Origin of the sequence: Exiguobacterium sp. K1 (assembly GCF_033721435.1) — a bacterium.
In the GTDB taxonomy this organism is placed as follows: Bacteria; Bacillota; Bacilli; order Exiguobacteriales; family Exiguobacteriaceae; genus Exiguobacterium_A; species Exiguobacterium_A artemiae.
Genome location: NZ_JAOTIT010000001.1, coordinates 325157 through 349138, shown reverse-complemented (window position 1 = coordinate 349138; position 23982 = coordinate 325157). Strand labels below are relative to the sequence as shown.

Annotated in this window: 25 protein-coding genes; 6 read left to right on the top strand and 19 right to left on the bottom strand. The window is 46.1% G+C overall.

Translation table 11 applies throughout. From position 1 onward, the window contains the following. Positions 1–10 precede the first annotated feature (10 nt). Together N7U64_RS01700 and N7U64_RS01695 are read left to right on the top strand one after the other, a co-directional pair. Positions 11–778 carry an ATP-grasp domain-containing protein gene (locus tag N7U64_RS01700; RefSeq protein ID WP_234944529.1) on the top strand — a complete coding sequence of 256 codons (768 nt, stop codon included), beginning with the start codon at positions 11–13 and terminating at the stop codon, positions 776–778. Positions 779–888: 110 nt separating this feature from the next. Then, positions 889–1239 carry a YugN family protein gene (locus tag N7U64_RS01695; RefSeq protein WP_012370850.1) on the top strand — a complete coding sequence of 117 codons (351 nt, stop codon included), beginning with the start codon at positions 889–891 and terminating at the stop codon, positions 1237–1239. 146 nt (positions 1240–1385) lie between these two features. Here N7U64_RS01695 and N7U64_RS01690 read toward each other — a convergent pair whose 3' ends face one another. The 9 genes from N7U64_RS01690 to cyoE all read right to left on the bottom strand — a co-directional run bounded on the left by N7U64_RS01690 (position 1386) and on the right by cyoE (position 8681). Then, a complete protein-coding gene (locus N7U64_RS01690) occupies positions 1386–1643 on the bottom strand; it encodes a hypothetical protein (RefSeq protein WP_318928129.1) in 258 nt (85 codons plus the stop codon). 8 nt (positions 1644–1651) lie between these two features. Then, complete coding sequence (locus N7U64_RS01685; RefSeq protein WP_114595415.1) at positions 1652–2257, bottom strand: SCO family protein; 606 nt, start codon at positions 2255–2257, stop codon at positions 1652–1654. Positions 2258–2269: 12 nt separating this feature from the next. Then, positions 2270–2731, bottom strand: a complete 462-nt coding sequence (locus tag N7U64_RS01680; protein ID WP_012370853.1) for a DUF420 domain-containing protein — start codon at positions 2729–2731, stop codon at positions 2270–2272. An 18-nt stretch (positions 2732–2749) separates the two neighbouring features. Next, complete coding sequence (ctaG, locus tag N7U64_RS01675) at positions 2750–3655, bottom strand: cytochrome c oxidase assembly factor CtaG (RefSeq protein ID WP_041261986.1); 906 nt, start codon at positions 3653–3655, stop codon at positions 2750–2752. Positions 3656–3786: 131 nt separating this feature from the next. Then, positions 3787–4116, bottom strand: coding sequence for a cytochrome C oxidase subunit IV family protein (locus N7U64_RS01670; RefSeq protein WP_026827914.1), 330 nt, complete (start codon positions 4114–4116; stop codon positions 3787–3789). A gap of 1 nt (position 4117) precedes the next feature. Beyond that, positions 4118–4747: a cytochrome (ubi)quinol oxidase subunit III gene (locus N7U64_RS01665; protein WP_012370856.1), complete on the bottom strand. Its 630-nt coding sequence runs from the start codon at positions 4745–4747 to the stop codon at positions 4118–4120. A 1-nt stretch (position 4748) separates the two neighbouring features. Next, positions 4749–6617 (bottom strand): cytochrome c oxidase subunit I, encoded by a 1869-nt coding sequence (gene ctaD / locus N7U64_RS01660; protein ID WP_026827913.1) that lies wholly within the window; start codon positions 6615–6617, stop codon positions 4749–4751. A 34-nt stretch (positions 6618–6651) separates the two neighbouring features. After that, on the bottom strand, positions 6652–7683 hold the full coding sequence (gene coxB, locus N7U64_RS01655) for a cytochrome c oxidase subunit II (RefSeq protein ID WP_012370858.1): 1032 nt from the start codon (positions 7681–7683) through the stop codon (positions 6652–6654). 65 nt (positions 7684–7748) lie between these two features. Continuing rightward, positions 7749–8681, bottom strand: a complete 933-nt coding sequence (cyoE, locus tag N7U64_RS01650; protein WP_318928125.1) for a heme o synthase — start codon at positions 8679–8681, stop codon at positions 7749–7751. A gap of 325 nt (positions 8682–9006) precedes the next feature. Between cyoE and N7U64_RS01645 the strand changes: the two genes are divergently transcribed. After that, positions 9007–9900 (top strand): COX15/CtaA family protein, encoded by an 894-nt coding sequence (locus N7U64_RS01645; protein WP_214763644.1) that lies wholly within the window; start codon positions 9007–9009, stop codon positions 9898–9900. Positions 9901–9964: 64 nt separating this feature from the next. Here the strand turns inward: N7U64_RS01645 and N7U64_RS01640 are convergent, their stop codons facing one another. The 4 genes from N7U64_RS01640 to N7U64_RS01625 all read right to left on the bottom strand — a co-directional run bounded on the left by N7U64_RS01640 (position 9965) and on the right by N7U64_RS01625 (position 16478). Continuing rightward, positions 9965–11320, bottom strand: coding sequence for a deoxyribodipyrimidine photo-lyase (locus tag N7U64_RS01640; protein ID WP_318928122.1), 1356 nt, complete (start codon positions 11318–11320; stop codon positions 9965–9967). A gap of 103 nt (positions 11321–11423) precedes the next feature. Then, a complete protein-coding gene (locus N7U64_RS01635; protein WP_318928119.1) occupies positions 11424–14858 on the bottom strand; it encodes a pyruvate carboxylase in 3435 nt (1144 codons plus the stop codon). Further along, the gene (locus N7U64_RS01630) at positions 14851–16122 is read right to left on the bottom strand and encodes an FtsW/RodA/SpoVE family cell cycle protein (RefSeq protein WP_318928118.1); all 1272 of its coding nucleotides are present in this window, start codon (positions 16120–16122) and stop codon (positions 14851–14853) included. Before N7U64_RS01630 ends, N7U64_RS01635 begins: the two co-directional genes overlap by 8 nt. A 77-nt stretch (positions 16123–16199) precedes the next feature. Further along, positions 16200–16478 (bottom strand): YlaN family protein, encoded by a 279-nt coding sequence (locus N7U64_RS01625; RefSeq protein ID WP_014970798.1) that lies wholly within the window; start codon positions 16476–16478, stop codon positions 16200–16202. A gap of 122 nt (positions 16479–16600) precedes the next feature. On the opposite strand from N7U64_RS01625, the gene N7U64_RS01620 reads away from it, so the two are divergent. After that, positions 16601–17062: a hypothetical protein gene (locus N7U64_RS01620; RefSeq protein ID WP_318928114.1), complete on the top strand. Its 462-nt coding sequence runs from the start codon at positions 16601–16603 to the stop codon at positions 17060–17062. Between the two features lie 73 nt (positions 17063–17135). Here the strand turns inward: N7U64_RS01620 and N7U64_RS01615 are convergent, their stop codons facing one another. Further along, positions 17136–18452, bottom strand: a complete 1317-nt coding sequence (locus N7U64_RS01615; RefSeq protein ID WP_012370866.1) for a PhoH family protein — start codon at positions 18450–18452, stop codon at positions 17136–17138. 39 nt (positions 18453–18491) lie between these two features. After that, the gene (locus N7U64_RS01610) at positions 18492–18944 is read right to left on the bottom strand and encodes a hypothetical protein (RefSeq protein WP_214763625.1); all 453 of its coding nucleotides are present in this window, start codon (positions 18942–18944) and stop codon (positions 18492–18494) included. A gap of 116 nt (positions 18945–19060) precedes the next feature. Between N7U64_RS01610 and N7U64_RS01605 the strand changes: the two genes are divergently transcribed. Beyond that, the gene (locus N7U64_RS01605) at positions 19061–19264 is read left to right on the top strand and encodes a YlaI family protein (protein ID WP_012370868.1); all 204 of its coding nucleotides are present in this window, start codon (positions 19061–19063) and stop codon (positions 19262–19264) included. Between the two features lie 28 nt (positions 19265–19292). Here N7U64_RS01605 and N7U64_RS01600 read toward each other — a convergent pair whose 3' ends face one another. From N7U64_RS01600 to typA, 3 genes are all read right to left on the bottom strand, one after another. After that, a complete protein-coding gene (locus N7U64_RS01600; RefSeq protein WP_318928111.1) occupies positions 19293–20342 on the bottom strand; it encodes a PQQ-dependent sugar dehydrogenase in 1050 nt (349 codons plus the stop codon). Positions 20343–20480: 138 nt separating this feature from the next. Further along, positions 20481–20834, bottom strand: a complete 354-nt coding sequence (locus N7U64_RS01595; protein ID WP_012370870.1) for a YlaH-like family protein — start codon at positions 20832–20834, stop codon at positions 20481–20483. A 27-nt stretch (positions 20835–20861) separates the two neighbouring features. Continuing rightward, positions 20862–22709: a translational GTPase TypA gene (typA, locus tag N7U64_RS01590; protein ID WP_012370871.1), complete on the bottom strand. Its 1848-nt coding sequence runs from the start codon at positions 22707–22709 to the stop codon at positions 20862–20864. Between the two features lie 187 nt (positions 22710–22896). Between typA and N7U64_RS01585 the strand changes: the two genes are divergently transcribed. Beyond that, positions 22897–23067 carry a DUF5325 family protein gene (locus tag N7U64_RS01585; protein WP_012370872.1) on the top strand — a complete coding sequence of 57 codons (171 nt, stop codon included), beginning with the start codon at positions 22897–22899 and terminating at the stop codon, positions 23065–23067. A gap of 18 nt (positions 23068–23085) precedes the next feature. Here N7U64_RS01585 and N7U64_RS01580 read toward each other — a convergent pair whose 3' ends face one another. Further along, positions 23086–23865 carry an inositol monophosphatase family protein gene (locus N7U64_RS01580; RefSeq protein ID WP_052294397.1) on the bottom strand — a complete coding sequence of 260 codons (780 nt, stop codon included), beginning with the start codon at positions 23863–23865 and terminating at the stop codon, positions 23086–23088. Positions 23866–23982: the final 117 nt, after the last annotated feature.

Sequence of the window (23982 nt, the reverse complement as noted above, 5' to 3'; positions counted from 1 at the left end):
AATGAATTGTATGCAATTTTTATCATTTAACATGTTCCGGACGATTGGTATCAAAACCGAGCATGCGAAGTCGGATTATCATTTTGATTCATTAAATAAAATCGCCCAGGCAGATGTTATCTTGTTTCCGGAATATTGGCAGATCCATTCTATTATCTACGGAATGAAAAAACCGATTTTCCCGTCAGCGGCAACATTCCATTTAGGGCACGATAAAATCGAAATGACACGGATTTTCAAAACCGTTATTCCCGACAATATTCCCCGGACAGAAATTTACGGAAAAAACGAATTCACGATTTCCCGTGTGCTCGATCAGTTCAGTTTTCCGTTCGTCGCCAAGACCGTCCGCAGTTCCATGGGTCAAGGCGTCCATCTGATCAAAAATGACGCGGACTGGGATAAATACGTGGCGCAACATGATACGTTTTATGTACAGGAATATATTCCGAATGAAAAGGATTTACGTGTCGTCGTCGTCGGCGATCAGGTTCTCGCTGCTTATTGGCGGGTCGGCGGTACCGAGTTTTTGAATAACGTCGCTCAAGGGGGTGTCCTTGATTTCGAGAACATTCCACAGGAGGCACTTGATTTTGTGCTGACTCTCGCCAAGCAACTCGATATCGATCATGCCGGATTTGATCTCATTTTCCGAGACGGTCATATTTATGTGCTTGAATTTAACGTTTTCTTCGGCGGAGAAGGATTAAATCACCTCGGCATCCATGCACCGGATACGATTCTTGAATACGTTGAGCGAAAATACGGAAGTTCATGAATTCTTCAAATTGACTTCACAACTTTTTCTTTATCGGTAGTTTCATTATGGTATGATAGCTTGGAAAGACTAGTGTACACTAGCAAACTGGGGTATAGGGGGATTCACACATGAAGTTTGAACAGTTCGGAATCGAAAATAAGGAAATGAAGTTCGGGTTACTCGAAACGATTATGGCGCATCACCGTTTCGTCCGCGAAGGACAATGGGATTATGAGCGTGCCATGTATGACATGAAATACGAAAAACAATCGACGGGCGAGGTATTTTACCTCCGTATTCCGGTCTATGCCATCCAAGGTGAGATCGAAGACCGTCAAGCAGTCGTTCGGATGTTGACACCGTTACTCGGAAAACATTACTATCCGCACGGCGTCGAATACGATGAGGAGTTCCCTCCTGAGATCGTCAAAGACTGCGAGCGCCGCTTAACTGCATTGCTTGAAACACTCGAAAAATAAGCACTCAACGAATCAAAATTCACTTTTCGTGGATTTTGATTTTTTTATTGCGTAACAATTATCTAAAAAGGAGGCACCTTCTCACGAATCGAGAAAGTGCCTCCTTTACTTTTTACGGATATCCCACTGAAATCGAGGAGTCCCGGTTACTTGGCTACCAACTGAAGATAGTCCAGCACATCTTCCCCTAATTGGATGTTTACTTGTTCACGCAAATAGTGATACAAGTCCGGAAGCCGTGTGGCGTCGACCTGGACTTTCAAGCTGAACGAAACCGAATCTCCGGATAACCGTTTGATCCGGGCTACCGTCGCACCGAAATCAAGGACTGTACAGAGTAAAAGTTCTTCAATCGCTTGAACCGAGACCGTTACTGCGCCCGTTACTTGATACTGCTGTTTCATCACGGAATTCACTCCTTCGCAAGTTGTTTGACCGATGTCATTACTTCCTCTAAGTCGACCGGTTCGTCTGTCGTTTTTGCCATTGAAGAGATTGCCCGGACTTTATTATCCCGGTCGAGTATGAACATCTGCGTACCGTGTGTGACTAAGCCGCTTTCTGCTTTTGAATAATAGAAATTCAATTGGCGTGTCAGACGATCAATGACGACATCATCTCCCGTCAATACTTTCCAGCCTTCTGCATTTGCTTCAAAGTTCGAAGCATACTTTTTCAATACTTTTTGTGTATCTACTTTCGGATCGACCGTGACCGCGACCAGTTCGACATCTGTTCCGTACAACTCTTCCGCACGTAACTGCTTTTCGAGTTTACGGTAATCGTTTAACGTCAACGGACAGATATCCGGACAGTTCGAGTAGAAAAACGTCAGTACTTTGACTTTTCCATCTTCCGAACTAAACTGTTTCCCATCGACTGCATTCGTCAATTCAAATGGTGTCGGCTCCGCGATGACGGGTAATTTTTCTTTCATGAAGAAGTAATAATACCCGCCTGCTGCAGCTACTAAAATCAACACGACTGCGGCGACAGTCAAATAACTGTTTTTCTTCAAATCAAGACCTCCTTAATGGTTCCAGACGGCCCGGAACACATTTGTTGTCTCTCCCGGCTCGTAGACCACGTATAACAGACAGTAGACGATCACACCTGTAATCGCCGTTAAAAACCAAATGACCGATGCTTTCGGACCGATTTTACGGTGTTTTGCAAAGTTTTTCTTATAGGCAAAGAACAGAGCCATCAGTCCAAGGACACCACCTGATGTCGCGAGCAAGATGTGGAAAATCAAAAATCCTGTGTAGTACGGTTTGACCGTATCCGGTCCTCCAAACGCCGTGTTACCGAGCAGAATCGTCCGTAACGCGTACATGATGAAGAATAGTAAGGCTAATGCAGCAGCAATCGTCATCACGAATTGGTGTGCTTTCATATTCCGGCGTGTCTGCGCAATCAAAAACCAACCGATTGCGACAAAAATCGCACTGATGACAATCAACGAGACACAAATCAACGGCAAATAACTCATGTTCCAACTTCCCCCAATTTAATCCGCTTTTGGCGAGAAGGACATACCTTCATCGACAGCAGTACTTTTAGAACGTCTGACCCAAGTAAAGAATGTCAGACCAAAGAACAGCCCATACACTAACTCTTGACCAAGTTTCATGAGAACCCCACCAAAACGCTGGTCTTCGAGCAAATCTTTTGTTGTTCCGAACAGTCGTTCCATGTTGAGTCCACTCAAATCATTATTCGGCATACAGTAGGCTAATACTTTTGCGAATGTTGCCGGATCCTGATAGGCGTCGTACTGGAAACTTTGACTAAAGATCATGAAGGCACACGCCGGCGTCAACAAAACACCATTGGCGACGATATAAACCATTTTCTTCAAATCCGACAAGCTGTCTTCTTCATTGACCGGTGCGATAATCGGATACCACATCGTCATACTGAGGAAAATCAATGTCCCGTGGAAAATCCGGTGCACCGTATAGTTCGTCAGGACGTAATCAAAGATGAAGGGCATGTGATAAAACGTAAACAGTGAATTAAACAAAATCAGTGCAATCAACGGCAAAATGAAAAATCGTAATGTCCGTCCAAGATACGGCACCTCAAACAACCGTTTGAACACCCACCCTGGAATCGCAATCATCAAGAGCGGCGGTGCCACCATGTACACGAAGACCATCTGCAACATATGAGCAGAGAACGTGATATGGGCCAAGACATCAAGCGGGCTGCCAAAACCGATGTAATAGACAAACAAAGCCGCAAGCATCGAAAACTTTTGTCCTAATGTCGTCTCCGCTTCATCAGGTCGACGGATTTTTTCCGTCAATACAGCGTATAAAACATATATACCAATTAAAAGTAATGCATAGTATGGACTCCATAAAACGGTCCAGTCGAATTGTGATAAGGATCCCCTTAAATTACCTAACATGTTTTTCACCCCGTTCCTTTTTCCTACAGATTAAGATTACCGTTCCCCTATTTCATTGTAAAGGTTTCTCATAAAACGATTCCAAAATAAAAGACCATCCTGCTAAACGTTAGCAGAATGGTCACAATTGATTACCAGATCAAAAGACGGAGTGTCGCGACAATCGTCAAGGCGACGAAGACGCCGAGTGCCATCATGACTTTGATCCATGTGTTGCCTTTATTGTTCATGTGCATGAACATATAAAGTTGCAAGTAAACTTGAACGATTGCCATGATGATTAAGAATCCACCAGCTGCCCAGTGTGGCATGAGTTCTGCCATGACCGCACCAAAAGCAATAAGTGTGAGAAAAATCATCAAAGCAAAACTTGTGAGTTGTAATTGCATCTCGCGGCTGCGATCTGCTTTCATCTCGAGTTCAACTTGATTACGTGTTAATTGCGGCTCGTGTTTTTCCATCTTATTTCACCATCCCCATGAGGTAGACGACTGAGAAGATAAAGACCCAGACGACGTCAATGAAGTGCCAGTAAAGACTTGAAACATAATATTTCGGTGCGTTGACAACCGTAATGCCGCGGTTCCAGTTCCGGATCAACAATGTCGAAATCCAGAGGAGACCGAACAAGACGTGTGCTCCGTGGAAACCAACGAGTGTGTAGAAGGCTGATCCAAAAGCACTTGAAGTAAACGTGTGACCAATGTGGTAATAATGATTGAACTCATAGATCTCACCGCTGAGGAACCCTAAACCGAGTGCAAGTGTGATGATCAACCACATTTTCATTTTCTTGACATCATTACGTTTCATCGCCATCATCGCAAGAACACTTGTCAGTGAACTTGTGAGAAGGAGCATCGTCATGATGAAGACAAGACCCATTTCAAAAATATCGTAACTGCGTAATCCTTCTTTTGCACCAGAGTTGTGCAAACCGATGTACGTCCCGAAGAGAGAAGCGAACAATGTCGTCTCTCCTCCAAGGAAGAACCAGAAGGCTACATATTTATTCTTACCCTCAAGTGTTGCTTTTTCAACATGATCCGGAATACCCGTGATCGGGTTGTTTGGTACTGAATGATGTCCCATCTTACTTCGCCTCCTTTTCAGCTTCAAGGCGTAGATCTTTTTCGATTTCCGCTTTCGGGATGTAGTATCCTTCATCGTCAATCCAAGAACGGAGGAACATTGCGAAGAGTGTCATCGCAAGACCGATCAAGGCGATGATCAGACCTACTGTACCGTAGTCAAGGCGAAGAATGAATCCGAGACCGGCAAGGAATAAACCGACTGACATGACGAATGGCAGGATCGAGTTGTTCGGCATGTGGATATCGCCGACTTCTTCCGAAACCGAAACCGTTTTGTTTCCAGCCATTTTTTCGAGCCAGTATGTGTCAAGACCTTTAACAAGTGGAATCTGTGCAAAGTTGTACTCTGGAGTTGGAACAGGAAGCGTCCACTCGAGGGTACGACCGTCGCCCCAGACGTCACGTTTAACGTATTCTTTTGACATCAATGCTGCAACGATGGATACGACAAGAACGATTGTCGAGACACCCATGAAGGCTGCTCCGATTGATGACAGTAAGTTCATTGTTTCCCAGCCTTGGTTTGGCAAGTACGTGAAGACACGACGTGGCATACCAGTCAGACCGAGAATGTGTTGCGGGAAGAACGTCAAGTGGAAGCCGATAAAGAACAACCAGAATTGAATTTTACCCCAGAACTCGTTGAGCTGTTTCCCGAACATGAGTGGGAACCAGTAGTACAGACCTGCGAAGAGGCCGAAGACAACCCCACCAACGATAACGTAGTGGAAGTGGGCAACTACGAAGTAGCTGTCATGGTACTGATAATCGGCAGGAGCAACAGAAAGCATAACCCCTGTCATACCACCAACAAGGAATGATGGGATGAAAGCAACCGAGTAAAGCATCGCAACCGGGAACGTCAACTTACCGCCCCATAGCGTAAAGAGCCAGTTGAAGATTTTGACCCCGGTCGGAACGGCGATCGCCATTGTCGCAACCGCGAAGATTGCGTTCGCAACTGGACCGAGTCCGACTGTGAACATGTGGTGAACCCAAACCATGAATCCTAAGAAACCGATCAACATTGTCGCAAAGACCATCGTCGTGTAACCGAAGAGACGTTTACGCGCAAATGTAGGAATGATTTCAGAGAAGATACCGAAGGCCGGTAAGATCAAGATGTATACTTCCGGGTGACCGAAAATCCAGAAAAGGTGTTCCCAGATGACGATATTACCACCGGCCGCCGGATCGAAGAAATGTGCCCCGAACAGACGCTCAAACGTCAAGAGGAACAATCCGACCGTAAGTGGTGGGAATGCGAAAACGATCAATGCTGATGCAACGAATGCTGTCCATGTGAACAACGGCATCCGCATCAGTTTCATACCTGGTGCACGCATGTTCAAAATCGTAACGAGGAAGTTAATCCCCCCCATGAGTGTACCGAAACCAGAAATCTGTAACCCGAGTGAGTAGAAATCAACCCCGAGTGATTCTGGAACAGTTGAAAGCGGTGCATATGCTGTCCACCCTGCGTTCGGAGCTGCGCCGAAGAACCATGACAGGTTCAACAAGACTCCCCCGAAGAAGAACAACCAAAAACCAAGTGCGTTTAAAAACGGAAACGCAACGTCACGTGCGCCGATTTGAAGCGGAACAGCAGCGTTCATATAACCGATCAACATCGGCATGGCTGCCAGGAAGATCATGGTCGTACCGTGCATCGTGATCAACTGGTTAAATAATTCACCGCTGACGAAATCGTTCATCGGTTTAATCAATTGAAAACGAATCATTAAGGCTTCTACGCCACCAACCAGAAGGAAAAACAATCCAGAGATGATATAGAGAACCCCGATTTTTTTATGGTCGACTGTCGTTAGCCAGTCCATGATGCCGGTTTTTTTCTTCGGCATACCCATAGTATGTGTCCCCACTATGATTCCCCCTTAAATATTATTGGAGCTTTTTGTCCAATAGGTAGTCTGCAAGTTCGCTTAACTCTTCATCGCTAATCTTATCTTCAGAGAAACCAGGCATTTTTGTTCCTTGTTTTTCTTTTTGTGGATTGCGAATCCATTTTTCGAGATTTTCTTTGTCATGGTCGAGGTATCCAGCGATACGCTGACGATCACCAAAGTTTGTTAAGCTTGGCGCGACTTTCCCGCCACCGTGACAGCTGAGGCAGTTTTGTGCGTAAACTTGCTCGCCAGTCGTCCAGTTCTTTTTGTTTTTTGCATCCAATTGTTTTGTTTCTGCTTCTTTAGCTGATTTCATGTCTTTAAGCCATGCATCGTAATCATCTTGCTCAAGCGCGATGACCTTGAAGTCCATCAATGCATGTGAAGGTCCACATAACTCGGCACATTTACCGTAGTATGTTCCGGCTTCTTGTGCTTGTAACCACATCTCGTTATCGAGACCCGGGTTTGTATCTGTCTTACCAGAAAGAGCCGGTACCCAGAATGAGTGGATGACGTCTTTTGAAGTTAAGTTGACAGCGACACGTTTTCCGACTGGAATAACGAGTTCTTGTCCTGTTGAAACACCTTTGTCTGGATATTCGAACTCCCACCAGTACAAGTTGGCTGTAACGTTGATGACTTCATTTTTCTTCGCTTCTTTCGCATCTGCTAATTCAACCGTCGTTTTGATGGTTGGTACGGCAAGAACGACTAACAAGAGAATCGGAATGACTGTCCAAATGATTTCAAGTGTATGATTTCCTTCCACTTGTTTCGGAACAGTGTTGTCTCCAGCTTTACGACGGAATTTCATAAGTACGTAAATATAGATGACTGCTACAATCGCAAGGACAAACAACATGACCCATAAGCTGAGCTTAATGATTTCAAGTTGCATTTGTGCGCCTTCCCCGCGAGGCTGTAGTGCGGACAATTCCGGGATTCCACAACCTGATAACAATAATGCCATCAAACCGATCGGAAGAAGCCGGAAGAGCATTTTTCCTGATTTTTTCACAACCATCCCCACTTTCTTTTCCCCAATTTTTTTCTTTCTTCAATGGTGTCCGTGAAGTATGTCAAATCGTTTTAGAGAGAAACGAGTACGACCGTCACGATCCAAGCCGTGAAATAAAAGAGCGAGAAGAAAAACATCTTCGAAGCCCACTTAATCTCAGCTTGTTCTTCCTTGATTTTGAGACCTTTCAGTCCCATGTAGAGCCAGTATCCGCCGAGCACAGCCATGACAAGCATATAAATGATGCCGTAGTGCGCAAGGAGAAGTGATGATGGAAGTAAAACTGCAATCCACCATACAATTTGTCGTTTCGTGATCGCAAAACCATTGACGACAGGCAACATTGGAATACCGGCAGCGCGGTACTCTTCCGTCCGTCTCATGGCGAGCGCAAGGAAGTGAGGCGGTTGCCATACGAACATGATGAGAAACAAAATCCATGCATCGATATGAAGTGTCGGAGTGACTGCCGCAAATCCAATGATCGGTGGCACTGCTCCTGAAATACCACCTACGACTGTATTGATCGTATGTGTCCGCTTCAACCACATCGTATAGATGACGACGTAGACAAACGAACCGATCAATCCGAAAACTGCCGCGACATGGTTAACGATCAGCAACAGGACGGTACCGGTAGCCAGTATGCCAAGTCCTAATGCCAATATCCGTTGCCCGTCCATCTTACCGGTTACACTCGGTCTCCCCATCGTCCGCTCCATCTTATAATCGATGTCACGGTCGATGTAGTTATTGAGATAACAACTACCGGCAATGACCAGACCACTTCCGAGAAGCGTCCACAATAATGTCAACTTCGTCTGCCACAAGTAGAGTAGAACATCATCCGTTAAGTATGATGCTGCCACGACATAACCTGCGAAGACGGTGATGAGATTCGCACGAACGATTCCCATCTTTGCTAGGGAGACATAGTCCTTGAACGTCGGCTGATCCGACTGCTCGATCATCATGTCCAGGGTCTCCCCGTTTACTTTCGCCATGTTGTTTCCTCCTTCTAACCGCCTGTGCTCTTTCTGTACGTAGGATACACGTATTTTCTTCACAGAAATAACACAGACACGCCACGAAACGTCCTTTTCTCTATAAAAGATACCACATATTCAAGGTCATGACGTATGAAAATACTTTCGACATAATGAACAAAATGTGAAATGTATGTGATTTACCTCACAGTTCACCATATTTACCTAATATTAGAATAGCGTTCTTCTAAAAGATTGCAAGCGTTTCGATATTTTTTATGCGATACTATTGCTAGGTATTTCAAGTATCATGTATTTTTCCTAGAAAGGTGGTGGCTGCGTTTTGAATCGAAAACTTTCGATTTTTTCAGCATTTGTCACATTCACGATGATGATTGTTCTTCTCATGGGGGGAACTGTCACGAAAACAGATTCCGGAAACGGATGCGGAACCGATTGGCCGCTTTGTCACGGCGAACTGATTCCGACTAACCCTAGTGTCGAAACGATGATTGAGTATAGTCACCGCGCTGTGACGGGAGTCGTCGGTTTATTGATCATTGCCTTATGCCTGTGGACACTCGTCGCTTTCAAAGATCGTCTGGATATAAAGATTTTTGCTTTCCTTGCCTTTATCTTTATGTTGATTCAATCGATCGTCGGTGCAGGTGCCGTCGTCTGGCAACAGTCCGATCTCGTCATGGCCTTACATTTCGGTATTTCCTTGATTTCTTTTGCTTCCTTACTCATCTTGACGATTTTAATCATGGAACGACCCGGTCAAGAATTCAGGGAATCGGTCCCAGCGTTCTTGCGTAAACTGCTGTACGGCTTGTTGGTTTATACATTAGTCGTCGTCTATACCGGCGCTTTTGTCCGCCACGTCGGCGCGACGTATGCGTGTGTCGGCTGGCCGGTCTGTTCGCAACCGACGATGACGTTTGAAGCCTGGGTTCAGATGATTCACCGGATTCTGGCCGGACTGCTGTTTTTCTATACGTTGTTTGTTCACTATACGGCGATTCGCCTCAAACACCGGACATCACGGACAGGTATGCTGTTCGCAACTTTCTTCATCTCGTGTCAGGTCGCAACCGGTGCCTGGATCGTGCTCGGCGGACATGCGACATATGTGCCTTTATTACATGCGTTTCTGATCACCTGCTACTTCGGAGTCATTTCGTATCTCGCTTACCATGCGTTCCGGACCCGAAAAAAGGATTCTAGACTGCGCTGATTAAACCTTCAACTAAAAAGGGAAGCGGATTTTTCAACTATCCGCCTCCCTTTTTTTATACGCTTTATTTAAAACGGGCAATCGCTCGTTTCCGGGCCATATCGTGCTCGACAATCGGCATCGGATAATCGTAGTCTTTTCGTTGTTGTTCCGTCGGTTCATGAATCGATGTTTTCGGCAAATCCTTCAGTTCCGGCAAATAGGTACGGATGAACGTTCCATCCTTATCGAATTTTTTCGACTGGGTCGTCGGATTGAAGACACGGAAATACGGCACAGCGTCCGTACCGACGGATGCCGCCCACTGCCACCCGCCGATATTCGACGCTGCTTCATAGTCCACCAGTTTCTGTTGGAAGTAGCGTTCTCCTTTTTGCCAGTCGACTAATAAATCCTTCGTCAAAAAAGATGCGACAATCATTCGCAGGCGGTTATGCATCCATCCAGTCGTATTGAGCTGACGCATCGCTGCATCGACGATCGGGTACCCGGTTTTCCCTTCTGCCCAGGCTTTGAATCCCTGCTCATCCGTTTCCCACTCAATCTTCGTATACTGTTCATTAACAGGCAGTCGTTTGGATTCCGGATAATGCATGAGAATCGTGTAGTAAAATTCCCGCCAGATCAATTCCGTCAGATAGGTCTGTTTTCCTTTTGAATCCTGTTCCTGCTGGACCGCATCAAAAATCGTCCGAATTCCGATTTCACCAGTCCGCAGATATCGGGACATCAGGCTTGTTCCGTCGACGGCCGGCAGATCCCGTTGCTCCTCATAAGCAGATAAATTATTTTTAAGGAATGATCGTAAACGTTTTCGAGCCGTTTCTTCCCCGACCGCGAAGTCGGTGTCTGATGCCGCCCGCTTAAAATAATCCAGCATAAAGGCATTGTTCTGCCGCCGTTTGTGATAACGTTCCTTTAAAAGATTCAGCTTGACCGGATACGGTTTATCGACATCTTTCTTTAAAAAAGCATTTTTATACGGTGTAAATACCTTGTAATAGGATCCGTCATTTTTTTTGACGGCATGTGGATGAAGCAGATGGCGGTCAAGCAACCGTTCCGTTTTTTTATCGCCCCGTTTTTTCATGATGCCGTCGTCACGGCTCTTGAACGGTTCGACGTACTCGGCGTTAAACAACAGAACATCAGCGATTTCCGTTGCTTCGAGAAAATCCTTTTCCTGTCCTTCAATGAAACGGATCGGCATATCATGGGTCTTGCAGTTTTTTGCGAAATGTTCGAGTGCCTGAAAAAAATACTGTTGCCTCGCATCATACTCTCCGATGTAGTCCGGGTTCACCCAGAAAACGAACTCGACATTTGCCTGTTCGTCCTTTTCAAGATAGTCGACCGCTCGTGCCAGCATATGATTGTCCTCGAGCCGAAAATCACTTCGAATCCAACAGATGATATTCATATTCATTCCTCCATCAACTGACGATGAACGAAAAACAGGCAATCCGCCATGCGTTTTGCCTGTTTTCGTCACCCTGTATTTATCCTGCGTTACATATTATGCATTACACGAATTCAATCAATAAATCTTGGCTCGCGATAGCTTCGCCTTCTTTGACATGAACCGATTTAACCTCACCGTCTTCTGGTGCTTGAATCGTCGTCTCCATTTTCATTGCTTCCGTCACAAGCAGCTGCTCTCCCTTACGAATCCGGGTACCGGGTTCGACCAGGACCTTCAAGACGCTGCCGGGCATCGAAGCACCGATCTGTTTCGGGTTCGAACGATCGGCCTTCGGACGGCTCGACGAACTTTCTTTGATGCTGATATCTTTTACTTCGACTTCACGCGGGACGCCGTTCATCTCATAGTAGATGACACGAACACCGTGATCGTCCGGTTGACCGATTTGAATCAACTTCAGGTACAGTGTTTTTCCACGCTCGATTTCGACTTCGATTGTTTCCCCGAGACGCATGCCGTGGAAGAACGTACTCGTATCGAGAACGGAGATATCCCCGTAACGTGCAACATACGAACTGTAATCAAGGAATACCTTCGGATACAAGGCATATGCCAGAGCATCGAATTCCGTTACCGGACGTTCCAGTTTCTCGAACAACTCATGTTTGATGGCATCAAAATTGAGTGGCTCCATCATTTTCCCTGGACGTTCCGTCAATGGCTCAACGCCTTTAAGGATTGCCGCTTGGACTTGTTTCGGGAAACCGTCCGGTGGCGTACCCAGCTCGCCTTTCATCAATTCGACGACAGAATCCGGGAAGTCAAGATTGCTGGCACGTTCCAGAACATCTTCTTCCGTCAGATGGTGTTGGACCATGAACAAGGCCATATCACCGACGACTTTCGAAGATGGTGTCACTTTGACGATGTCGCCGAACAACATGTTGACGCGGGCATACATCGTTTTGACTTCCGACCAGCGATCCGCGAGTCCAACGGCTTTCGCTTGTTGTTGAAGATTCGAATACTGACCGCCCGGCATTTCATGATCATAGACCGTCGGGTTCGGTGCTAACATATCAAGTTCAAATGCTTGATAGAGGTGGCGCACATCCTGCCAGTAATCCGACACTTCCTCAAATTTTTGTGCCGAAACGAGCGGTTGACGCTTGTGACCACTGAGGGCATGAATCAGACTTCCTCCGGCAGGCTGACTTGTCAGTCCCGCCATACTTGAAGCGGCGACGTCAACGATATCGACACCTGCATCAACAGCTCGGGCATACGTGTAAATGCCGTTCCCGCTTGCATCATGCGTATGCAGATGAATCGGCAAATCAACAGCATCTTTTAACGCCGAGACTAATGCGTAGGCAGCTTCCGGTTTCAGCAGACCTGCCATATCTTTGATGGCAATGATATGGGCACCGCTCGCTTCGAGTTGTTTCGCCAGTTTAACGTAATACGGAAGATGATATTTCGGACGGTTCGCATCAAACAAGTCCCCTGTATAACAAACTGCTGCTTCTGCGATTTTACCCGTCGGCAAGACGGCATCGATGGCCAGCTGAATGGATTCAGGATTGTTTAAGCTGTCGAAAATCCGGAACACATCAACACCCGCTTGTGCGGCTTCCTTGACGAATGCATGAATGACATTGTCCGGATAGTTTTTATAGCCGACTGCATTGGCTCCGCGTAACAACATCTGAATCAACACATTCGGCATCTTTTCACGCAACTGCATCAAACGAACCCACGGATCTTCTGACAGGAAACGGTATGCCACGTCAAACGTTGCACCGCCCCAGGCCTCTACTGAGAACAGTTCCGGCAACAGTTTGGCTTCCGCCTCGGCAATTGCCACTAAATCTTTTGTCCGCATCCGTGTCGCAAGCAACGACTGATGCGCATCACGGAAAGTCGTATCTGTCAATTGAACCCGTTCTTGTGCTTTCAGCCAGTTGATGACACCAAGCGGGCCTTCCGTATCAAGAATCGCTTTCGCACCTGCTTGATAGTCAGCCGGAAGATCTTTCGGAATCCGGACGTCGCGGGCAAGCGGTTTTTCAATCTTGCCGATTCCCGGGAAACCGTTGACGGATACTTCTCCGATATATGTCAGCAACTTCGTACCACGGTCTTGTCGTTTCGGGAAGATGAACAATTCTTTTGTGTCGTCGATAAACGATGTATTGTAATCTCCGCTGATGAACGCGTGGTGTTTCAGAACATTACTTAAGAATGGGATGTTGGTTTTAATTCCCCGGATCCGGAACTCGCTTAAGTTTCGGCTCATTTTAGCAACGGCTTGATCGTATGTTAAGCCGTGTGTCGAAATCTTAACGAGCAAGGAATCGTAATAAGGCGAGATTTCAGCACCGACATAGGCATTTCCGCCGTCAAGACGAACGCCAAAACCGCCTGGTGAACGGTATGCTTTGATTTTTCCCGTATCCGGCAGGAAGCCGTTCTCCGGGTCTTCGGACGTAATCCGGCTCTGAATGGCGAAACCTAACATTTGAATATTTTCTTGCGCAGGAATACCCACCAGGTCACTATGTAGTGATTCCCCTTCCGCGACTCGAATTTGTGTCTGGACGATATCAATGCCCGTAATCATTTCCGTAATCGTATGTTCGACTTGAACACGCGGATTGACTTCGATGAAATAGAAGGACTCGTCTTGTGTCACTAAAAATTCAACCGTACCGGCATTCTCATAGCCGACATGCTTCATCAACGTTACCGCTGCTTCACAGATCTTTTGGCGTCCTTCGTCCGATAACGTGACACACGGCGCGACTTCGACGACTTTTTGGTGACGGCGTTGCACGGAACAATCGCGTTCAAACAAATGAACGATATTGCCATGGGCATCCCCGATGATTTGAACTTCGATATGTTTCGGACGTTCAATCAATTTTTCAACGTAAATTTCATCTGAACCAAATGCTTTTAAAGCTTCCGATTTTGCCCGCTCAATCATTTCCGGCAACTCTTCTTCTGTCCGGACGACACGCATCCCGCGTCCGCCGCCGCCTAGAGAAGCTTTGACCATTAATGGATAACCGGCTTTTTCAGCGAAAGCATACGCTTCATCAATCGATGTGATCGGACCGTCCGTTCCCGGAATAACGGGTAAACCGGCTTCGATGGCTGTCGTCCGCGCACGGACTTTATCACCGAAGCTGTAGAGATGTTCTTCTCGGGGACCGATAAAGATAATCCCCTCTTCCCGACAGCGAGTAGCGAGTTCAATATTTTCTGACAAAAATCCGTAACCTGGATGGATTGCATCACATTGTGCCTTCTTGGCAGTCTCGATGATTCCTTCGATATCAAGGTATGCTTCGATCGGTTTTTTTCCCTCACCGATTCGGTACGCTTCATCGGCTTTGTACCGGTGAAGCGACCCCATATCTTCTCGTGAATAAATAGCGACTGTCCGAATCCCGAGTTCGGTTGCCGCACGGAATACGCGAATCGCGATTTCTCCGCGGTTGGCGACAAGAATCTTTTTGATTTTAGTCAACTGATGCTCCCCCTTTAGGTAATGAACTCGTAGCACTCATCTTTCGTGCTTCCTGTACTTCTTTATGATACGCTATCCGGTGCTTGTTTTGCATCGAAATATTTGCCACGACCCCAAGCATCGTACTCATGACAAGCAGTGAAGACCCGCCGTAACTGATAAACGGTAACGTCACACCCGTCCCCGGAAACAGACCGGACATCGCTCCGATATTGATACCGGTTTGGATAAAGATGATCGACGAAATGCCGAACGCCACCATACTCGAATAAATCGAAGCAGATTGCCGGGCAATCAGCGCCCCTTGCCACATTAAAAAGAACAACAGTCCGAGAACAACGAGAACCCCGACGAATCCGAGTTCTTCCGAGATGATTGACATGATGTAATCGGTCTCCGGCTCCGGCAGATAACCGTACTTTTGAAAGCTGTTCCCCAAACCGACTCCGAACAATCCTCCATGAGCGATCGAGATGACCGAATTAATCAGTTGATACCCTTTTCCTTCGGCATCTAAAAATGGATTGAAGATGGCTTGAATCCGTTCCATCTGATTGGCGGAAAAATTGTTCCAGGCATACAGACCGACTCCTGATGCAAATACGATGGCAACAGCGATATACCCGCGCGGCAAGCCGACTGCAAACAAAATCATGGCCGAAATCAAAAGAAGGATAAACAATCCTCCGTCATCCGGCTGCATGCGGATAATGATGGCGTAAGGAGCCAACAACACGGTCATCGGAATCAAGATCCAGTCCGTAAAACTAAGCAAAATCCGTTTGCCGGATGAATCGGGTGCGATTTGCCGATGAATGAAATGATGGACAATCCCAATCACACCGTTCATCTGTCCTTTATGTTTTTGATCAAAGTAGTTGGCGAGACCGATGACAAGAACAAATTTACACAGCTCAATCGGCTGAATCAAGAAAATCCCGAAATTTAACCAGGCACGTGCTCCGTTCAACGGGGCAGCAAACAGAGTTGCCGTCAACATCCCGAATGTAATGAGATATAAACCCAACCGAGCGAGCGGTCCTCGGAACGTCTCATGATTTAAATGAGCGACAAACAAGAAGACAACAATCGCCATCACGTCAAACATCAATTGTTTTTCAAAAAATGAGGTATTCGCGTAATCGCCGCCGTTCCAGACACTGGCACTGTAGACCATCACCGTACTGATGGCCATCAGGATCAGCATCGTGAAGAAGAGGCGATAATCAAAAAACGCACGTTTTTCCTTAAACTTCGATTGCATTATGTACACGTCCTTTTTCTAATTCCTAGTTCTAAAAAAAAATACCCAAACGCCGCATTTCACGTTTGAGTAGAAAATCAGCACGTCTCCGCATCATGTAAATCAGATAATTGCTGTTCTAATGAGTCGAGTAGTTGTTTCCCTTCACTCGCATCAATCAGTTCGAGACGAACGGCAAAATCAATTTGGCGTGACAATCCGAACATTTGTGTATCCAATACTTCCTCATAAAGAGGACATTGTGGCATCGTTAAATTCGCAAGCTGGACCTCGATCAACCGGCGGATTTTATGGGCATCCGCTTCTAGTAGCTCAAGAGCGCGCTGGCGATGAACTGTCCCGATTTCAGTTGACAATCCAATCCCTCCTCATCAAATGACGCGTTCCTGTTATAGCTAAACTTTACCTTACTTTCGCCAACAATTCAACGTTTCGGTATAATGGATTTGCACGACTCATACATTTAGGGGGAATAATGATGATTTTTCCGATTACAGGTAACGTCCGCTATCCACTCACAATCGACCCGACGGTTTGGATCTTCGATGAACGGAAGATTGAAGTCGACCATATTGGAAAAGAAGTCGGGGATAACGCACAAGAAGCCTATTATGCCAAGATGGGGGCTGCTTGGGATAAAGGGATCACAGAGGGCAGTCGAACGGACCACAACAAACCGATGACGCGCGAAGAAAAAGATGCTGCCTTACGGGGAACGTTTGCCATGCCGCTTGCGCCGTTCATTCAAAATGCCGAGACACTTGAAGGTGCCTCCACGCTACGCTTTGAAGGAACAGAAACAGTCGAGCTTAATCTCAGTACGTTATCGGAACTGTACTTACAGTTTTCAAAAGACGGAAAAGTTTTAAGCGACGGTCCTGTTCATCTGCTTTATCGTGATCAAATTGTCCGCTCCGTTACTCGCATCACTGTCGTGTAATCCGGAAACGACAAAAAGCCATTCTGTTTCTTCTGACTTGAAGGAAACAGAACGGCTTTTTTTGTAGTTGAGCTTACAGCAAGTCGGCTGCCAAACGAGCCAGACTTGACCGCTCGCCTTTCACCAGTTTGACATGTCCTGTCATCTTTTCACCTTTCAACCGCTCGACTGCATAAGACAATCCGTTTGAATATTCATCCAGGTACGGATGATCGATTTGCTGCGGGTCACCGACCAATACAATTTTCGAGTTTTCACCGACACGGGTCAAAATCGTCTTCACTTCGTGTTTCGTCAGGTTTTGCGCTTCATCGATAATGATGAATTGTCCCGGCATGCTCCGACCTCTGATGTAAGTCAGGGCTTCCAGTTGAATCGATTTCATTCCTGCCAAAATGTTCCCCAGCTCATCACCGGAACTCGTATTGAACAGATGCTCCAAGTTATCATAAATCGGTTGCATCCAGGGCCGGAGCTTTTCTTCCATTTCTCCCGGCAAATATCCGATATCATTCCCCATCGGTACGACCGGACGGGCAACAACTAATTTTTTATACCGGTGTTCATCTTCCACCTGTAACAGCCCTGCTGCGAGTGCCAGTAATGTTTTTCCGGTTCCCGCTTTCCCGACAAGTGTGACAAGCGGCACATCATCCCGAAGCAACAGTTCAAATGCCATCCGCTGTTGAACGTTCCGCGGAACGACACCCCAGACTTGATCGATATCGAGTGATAAAGCCCGGATGATCGGCAATTCCTGATCGACGACGGCAATTGCCGATGCTTTTGACATATTACTTTTTAAAATGACGAATTGATTCGGATGTACTTTTTCCGGAAGAACATCGACCGATAATCGTTTATCCTGATAAAACGCATCGATGTATTCTTGGTCGACGGTCAATTCCACAAAACCCGTATATAGTCCGGTCAGATCAGCGATGTGATCGGTCAAATAGTCTTCTGCGACTAATCCGTAAGCATCCGCTTTAACCCGGACGAGGATATCTTTTGAAACAAGGATGACATCCCGTCCGCTTTGCTGTTCTTTTTGTTCCCGGTGAATCGACCAGGCGAGTTCCAGAATCTTATTGTCGTTGGACTCATGCGTAAACGGTGACACTTCACTGATGGAATCTCCAATATCGACCCGAAGAATTCCGCCGTTCCCGAGTGGAACACCGGCATGGAGGTGTCCCGTTTCCCGCAATTGATCCAAAATCCGTGCCGTTTCCCGGGCATTTCGACCGACTTCATCCATATTTCGTTTTTTTCCGTCCAATTCTTCTAAGACTATGGCCGGAATCACGACATCGTGCTCTTGAAATTGAAACAGAGACAATGGATCATGTAGCATGACATTGGTATCGAGCACATATATTTTTTTCATTCCATCGTTCGCTCCTTTAGAGTCGAGTTTTGATGAATGTTATCCTTTTAAAATGTCTTGAATTTGTTGATCAAGTTGCATCGCGGCTGCTTCATCGTACGTTTTATGCACACGCGGCCGGTCCGACACAGCGGCTCCGTAGAATAAGATATCGCGGACCTCTTTTATCTGTCCTTCATAGAGCGCTACCTTTAACGGTAAGCGTGCTGTCGTTTCCCAGGCTGCGACATCCGTACATGTTAAACTGTACGTCGACTGATCAGCAAAGAAAATAAGTGTAAAAACAGGATGGTCAGCTAACGTTTTGACAAGTAATGAATCTGCTTCAATCGCAAAGCGAATCGTTGTTTCGTCTTTTGCATACACCCAACTGATGGCATGTGTAATCGGCCAGCTTTTGCTCTGATCATGTGTGATTAAAAACACAAGCGGTAAATCTGTTAATGCCTTCATCTGCTGTTCACTCAGACGATGTTCCACTTTATTTGCCATGGTACCACCCCCTCTGTTCCTTATTTTATTACTATTCGATACTATATATTCGCATCCCTTTTTCAAGTTGAACAATTCTTAAATATGATATACTAAGAAAAAAAGGGGGACCTCCCATGCGTGTCAAATGCACCATCTGCGATAAACGAGAAACCATCGATGACTGGTCCTTCACAGCAAAAAGACTGCGAAATAAACCGGTACGCGTCTACATATGCGATGAATGTCATGAACGTGTCACTGAGCGGACCATCGCGCGCCAAGAAACCGGACATTTTAACCTTTATCCGACCTGGGCGACAACTAAAAAAAGATGGTAAACTACTTTGAATGATCAAAGTAGTTTTTTTATGGCTTAAGACGAACCAGCACATCGTCTTCATCCGACGGATTTCCTCGACCATCTGTATTGTTCGTCACATAATAAAGTTCCTCCCCGTCCGTCATCACGTCCCGAATGCGCCCGCGATCCGTCACGATTTGTTCCACTTTCGACGACTCCGTCTCAATCGACCGGAGACTTTGACCGACCAGCGTCCCGAAATACAGTTTCCCGTTTTGTTCCGCTACTCCGCTCGGCGCAACTGATTTTTCGCCCACTTCATACCAAGGTGTGACGAGCCCTTGTTGCTTTTCCGTTCCTTCAATCAACGGCCACCCGTAATTTTTTTGTTCGATCCGGTTGATTTCATCGTGTCCGTTCTGTCCGTGTTCCGTTGCATACAGGGTTTGGTCGACAAACACCAAACCTTGTGGATTCCGGTGACCGTAACTGTAGATGTACTCTTTTACATTCCCGTCCGCCGGTTTTCCATCGAGTTTCATCCGGAGAATTTTTCCGGATAACGAAGAGAGTTTTTGAGCGTTTTCAGGGACTGCCGCGTCTCCGGCCGTGACATACAACAATCCGTCCGGTCCTATTTCGATGCGGCCACCGTTATGAATCGTGGCACCGGGAATCTTATCGAGCAGTACCCGTTGTTCTTTCCAGGATTTCTTTTCTTCCTTAATCGCTATGATGCGGTTCCAGAGCGCGCCATCCTTCTCATACGTATGATAGACATACGCTGTTCGATTCTTTGAGAAGTCCGGATCAAGCGCCATCCCAAGCAGTCCGCCTTCCCCTTGCGCAACAACCGGTTCGGTCAGTTCGAGATCCGTCCGGCTGTAGTTTCCTTCAGCGCCTTTGACAATTTTCCCTTCCCGTTCGGTAATATAAAACACTTCTTGGTTTTTCTCAATATTCCATGGTGTCCTTAAATTTTTAAAAATGATATCACTTTTGACCGTTTCCGATGTTTTCGGAACTATTTTTGATGAATCTTTAGTCGTCGTTTCCGAACATCCGGCTAATACAATCACAAGACCACACGAAATGCCTAAGCTTCGGTTTATCATCTCGATCACCTCTTGCTGTTTTTTTCCCGAACCTGCCGCAAACTATTCCTGCAATCGAACACGGATTACGTTTCCCTTCATTTCACATAAAAAAGTCCCGCTTCCAAAAGGAAACGGGACTTTTTTATTGATTTACGATCAAGAAGCAGTTCGTTCTCGCTCACGTTTGACCATCCACATCCGGAATCGGTAAATTCCGAGAATGACGACCATCGCAAGTAAGACTTCAGGAATCGGCCATGTCCAAAAGACGAGTGTTAAAGCAGCAGAAAATACCGCGAGTAACAAATAGACAATCAGTGATTTCCACCAGGCTAACTCTTTCGCAAAACCTAATTTAAAAACGATTAACGTCAAGATGACGACCGTAATCATCAGTGCATTAAATCCGGCACTCAAGTTATTCGGGTCACTTCCCACACCAAGCAATTTCGCAACGGCAGGAATATCAAATTTCGAGAAATCAGAAGCAACGGCAGGTTGTGCAGTCATTGCCAGTCCCCCTTACGTGTTAAGAGCTCAGTCTTTACCAAGACGACGGCGCTTGTCTTGTTTTTCACGTTCGTTTTTGTTTAATACTTGTTTACGAAGACGAACTGATTGCGGTGTGATCTCACAGTACTCATCTTCATTCAAGAATGTTAATGATTCTTCAAGTGAGAAGACACGTGGACGTTTAAGAACGTTTGTTGTATCTTTCGCAGATGCACGCATGTTTGTTAATTGTTTCGCTTTAACAACGTTAACAGCGAGATCGACGTCACGGTTACACTCACCGATGATCATTCCTTCGTACACTTCAAGGCCTGGCTCGATGAAGATTGTTCCGCGGTCTTCGAGTGCAGAGATTGCATAAGCAGTCGCTTTACCCGTCTCGATTGAGACCATAACACCACTGCGGCGTCCACCGATGTCTGCATTGATGAACGGACGGTATTCTTCGAATGTGTGGTTCATGATTCCGTATCCGCGTGTTGCAGATAAGAATTCATTCCGGTATCCGATCAATCCACGTGAAGGAACGATGAATTCCATTTTTGTTTGTCCGTTATCCATTGTCTGCATGTTCGTCAGTTCACCTTTACGGAGACCGATCGATTCCATGACACCACCTGTGTACTCTTCAGGTGTATCAATGACAACGCGCTCAAACGGCTCAACTTTAACGCCGTCTTCAACTTTGATGATTACCTGCGGTTTAGATACTTGAATTTCGTATCCTTCACGACGCATGTTTTCGATCAAAATCCCGAGGTGAAGCTCACCACGGCCAGATACGATCCAGCGGTCCGGCGAATCTGTGTTTTCGATACGGAGCGAAACGTCTGTTTCAAGTTCTTTTTCAAGACGCTCTTCGATTTTACGCGAAGTGACGAGGTCACCTTCACGACCAGCGAATGGCGAGTTGTTAACGATGAACGTCATTTGAAGAGTCGGCTCATCAATACGAAGTAATGGGAGTGGATCGACGTGTGAAGTCGGGCAAACCGTTTCACCGACGTTGATATCTTCCATACCTGCGATTGCGATCAAATCTCCAGCTTTTGCAGCTTCGATTTCAACACGTTTCAGACCAAAGTATCCGAATAATTTTGTAACACGGAAGTTTTTGATTGATCCATCAAGTTTAGAAAGCGAAACGCTGTCTCCAACTTTGATTTCTCCACGGAAAACGCGTCCTACTCCGATACGACCAAGATAGTTATCGTAGTCGAGCATTGTAACTTGGAATTGTAACGGGTCCATGCTGTTGTCAACAGGAGCCGGTGTGTGTTCAAGAATCAAATCAAGAACGTTTGTAATTGTATCTTCTTGATTTTCAAGTTCAGGGTCAAATGAACTTGAGCCGTTGACTGCCGATGCATAAACGACTGGGAATTCGAGTTGATCTTCATCTGCTCCAAGATCGATCAAGAGGTCGACGACTTCGTCAACAACTTCGAGTGGACGGACCATCGGCTTGTCAATTTTATTGACGACGACGATTGGTTGAAGACCTTGTTCAAGTGCTTTTTTCAATACGAAACGTGTTTGTGGCATACAGCCTTCACGTGCATCGACAACGAGGATAACGCCGTCAACCATACGCATGATACGTTCTACTTCACCACCGAAATCGGCGTGACCTGGTGTATCAACGATGTTGATGCGTGTATTTTTGTAATCAATTGCCGTATTTTTAGCAAGGATCGTGATTCCGCGCTCACGCTCGATATCATTTGAGTCCATTGCGCGTTCTTCGACTAGTTCATTCGCACGGAATGTTCCAGATTGTTTTAAAAGCTCATCGACGAGTGTCGTTTTACCATGGTCAACGTGGGCGATGATCGCGACGTTGCGTAAATCGTTTCTTACTAATGTTGTCATAGGTGTGTACCTCTTTCTGTTCATTTAAATAATCCATTAATACTTTCGGTCAACTTTAAGAGTATAGCACAGGTTGACTGGTAGTTGGCAATCACTTCGATTGAAGATGACAGCGAAAGCCTTTTCATTGTCCCTGATTCACGCTAAACTAAAGACGAGTTTATGTATCGTGAGGGGGAAATGACAAATGCGGATTCTTTTTTTATTGTTAGCCATTATCGCAGTCGGTTCAATGGCTGCCATCGGTATTTTTATCGCGGAGCAAAACGTTCTTATGATTGTCGTCTCACTTCTTTTAACTATCGGAACAATGGGAGTAGGCTTCGTCTTGAAAGCTCGTTTACGTAAACAAGCTTAAACGCCCTCTAGGGGCGTTTTATTTTTGCACGTACGTTAAGACATCCTCAACGAATTGCCGGCTTCCTGCCAATACACTTGTTTGTTCAAGATACGTCATGTCCGCTCCCTCGATTGTCCCGACACGTCCGCCGAGTTCTTCAATCAAGACTTGTCCCCCTGTATAATCCCACGGCATGTTCCGCATCGTAATATATCCGTCGACCCGACCTGCCGCAACCCAGGCGAGTTCGAGTGAAGCCGCACCGACTGCCCGAACACCGACCGCATCACGGACAAGAGGCGCGAGCAGGTTGGAATCGATTCGCCGGTTTGCCGTCACCCATGTCGCATTCATGCAGATAATCGCTTCATTGACCGGTCTTTCCTTGATTGGTGCAAGTCGGATTCCGTTTTCGTAAGCCCCCTGCCCTTTAATGGCATGAAACAGTTCATCTGCCATCACGTCATAGACGAATCCGTAACGTAATTCTCCTTCTACCATAATGGCAATCGAGATGGCGAATAACCGTTTTTGACGAATGAAGTTCATCGTCCCGTCAATCGGATCCACGAACCAGACCGTGCCTTCTAACGTATCCGGACGAACGATTCGTCCTTCTTCTCCGTACACATGGTGATCCGGATACCGATCCAAAATTCCTCGAATCAGTAAATCCTCCACATGCTGATCAATTTCCGTGACAAGATCACTTTTATTTGTTTTTTCTTCTATATGATACGCTTGATCCATCTTTTGACGGATATACTTTCCCGCCCGCTTGATTAGATCGATCGCATGTAACTCAATCCCTTGCATCCGACTCACCCTTTCCGTCTCCTTTAAACCGTCCTACCTTTTCATGATAACAAAAAAAATCAACCAACAAAAATTTCGCTGGTTGATTTTGGGATTATTTTATTATCGTTTATTCTA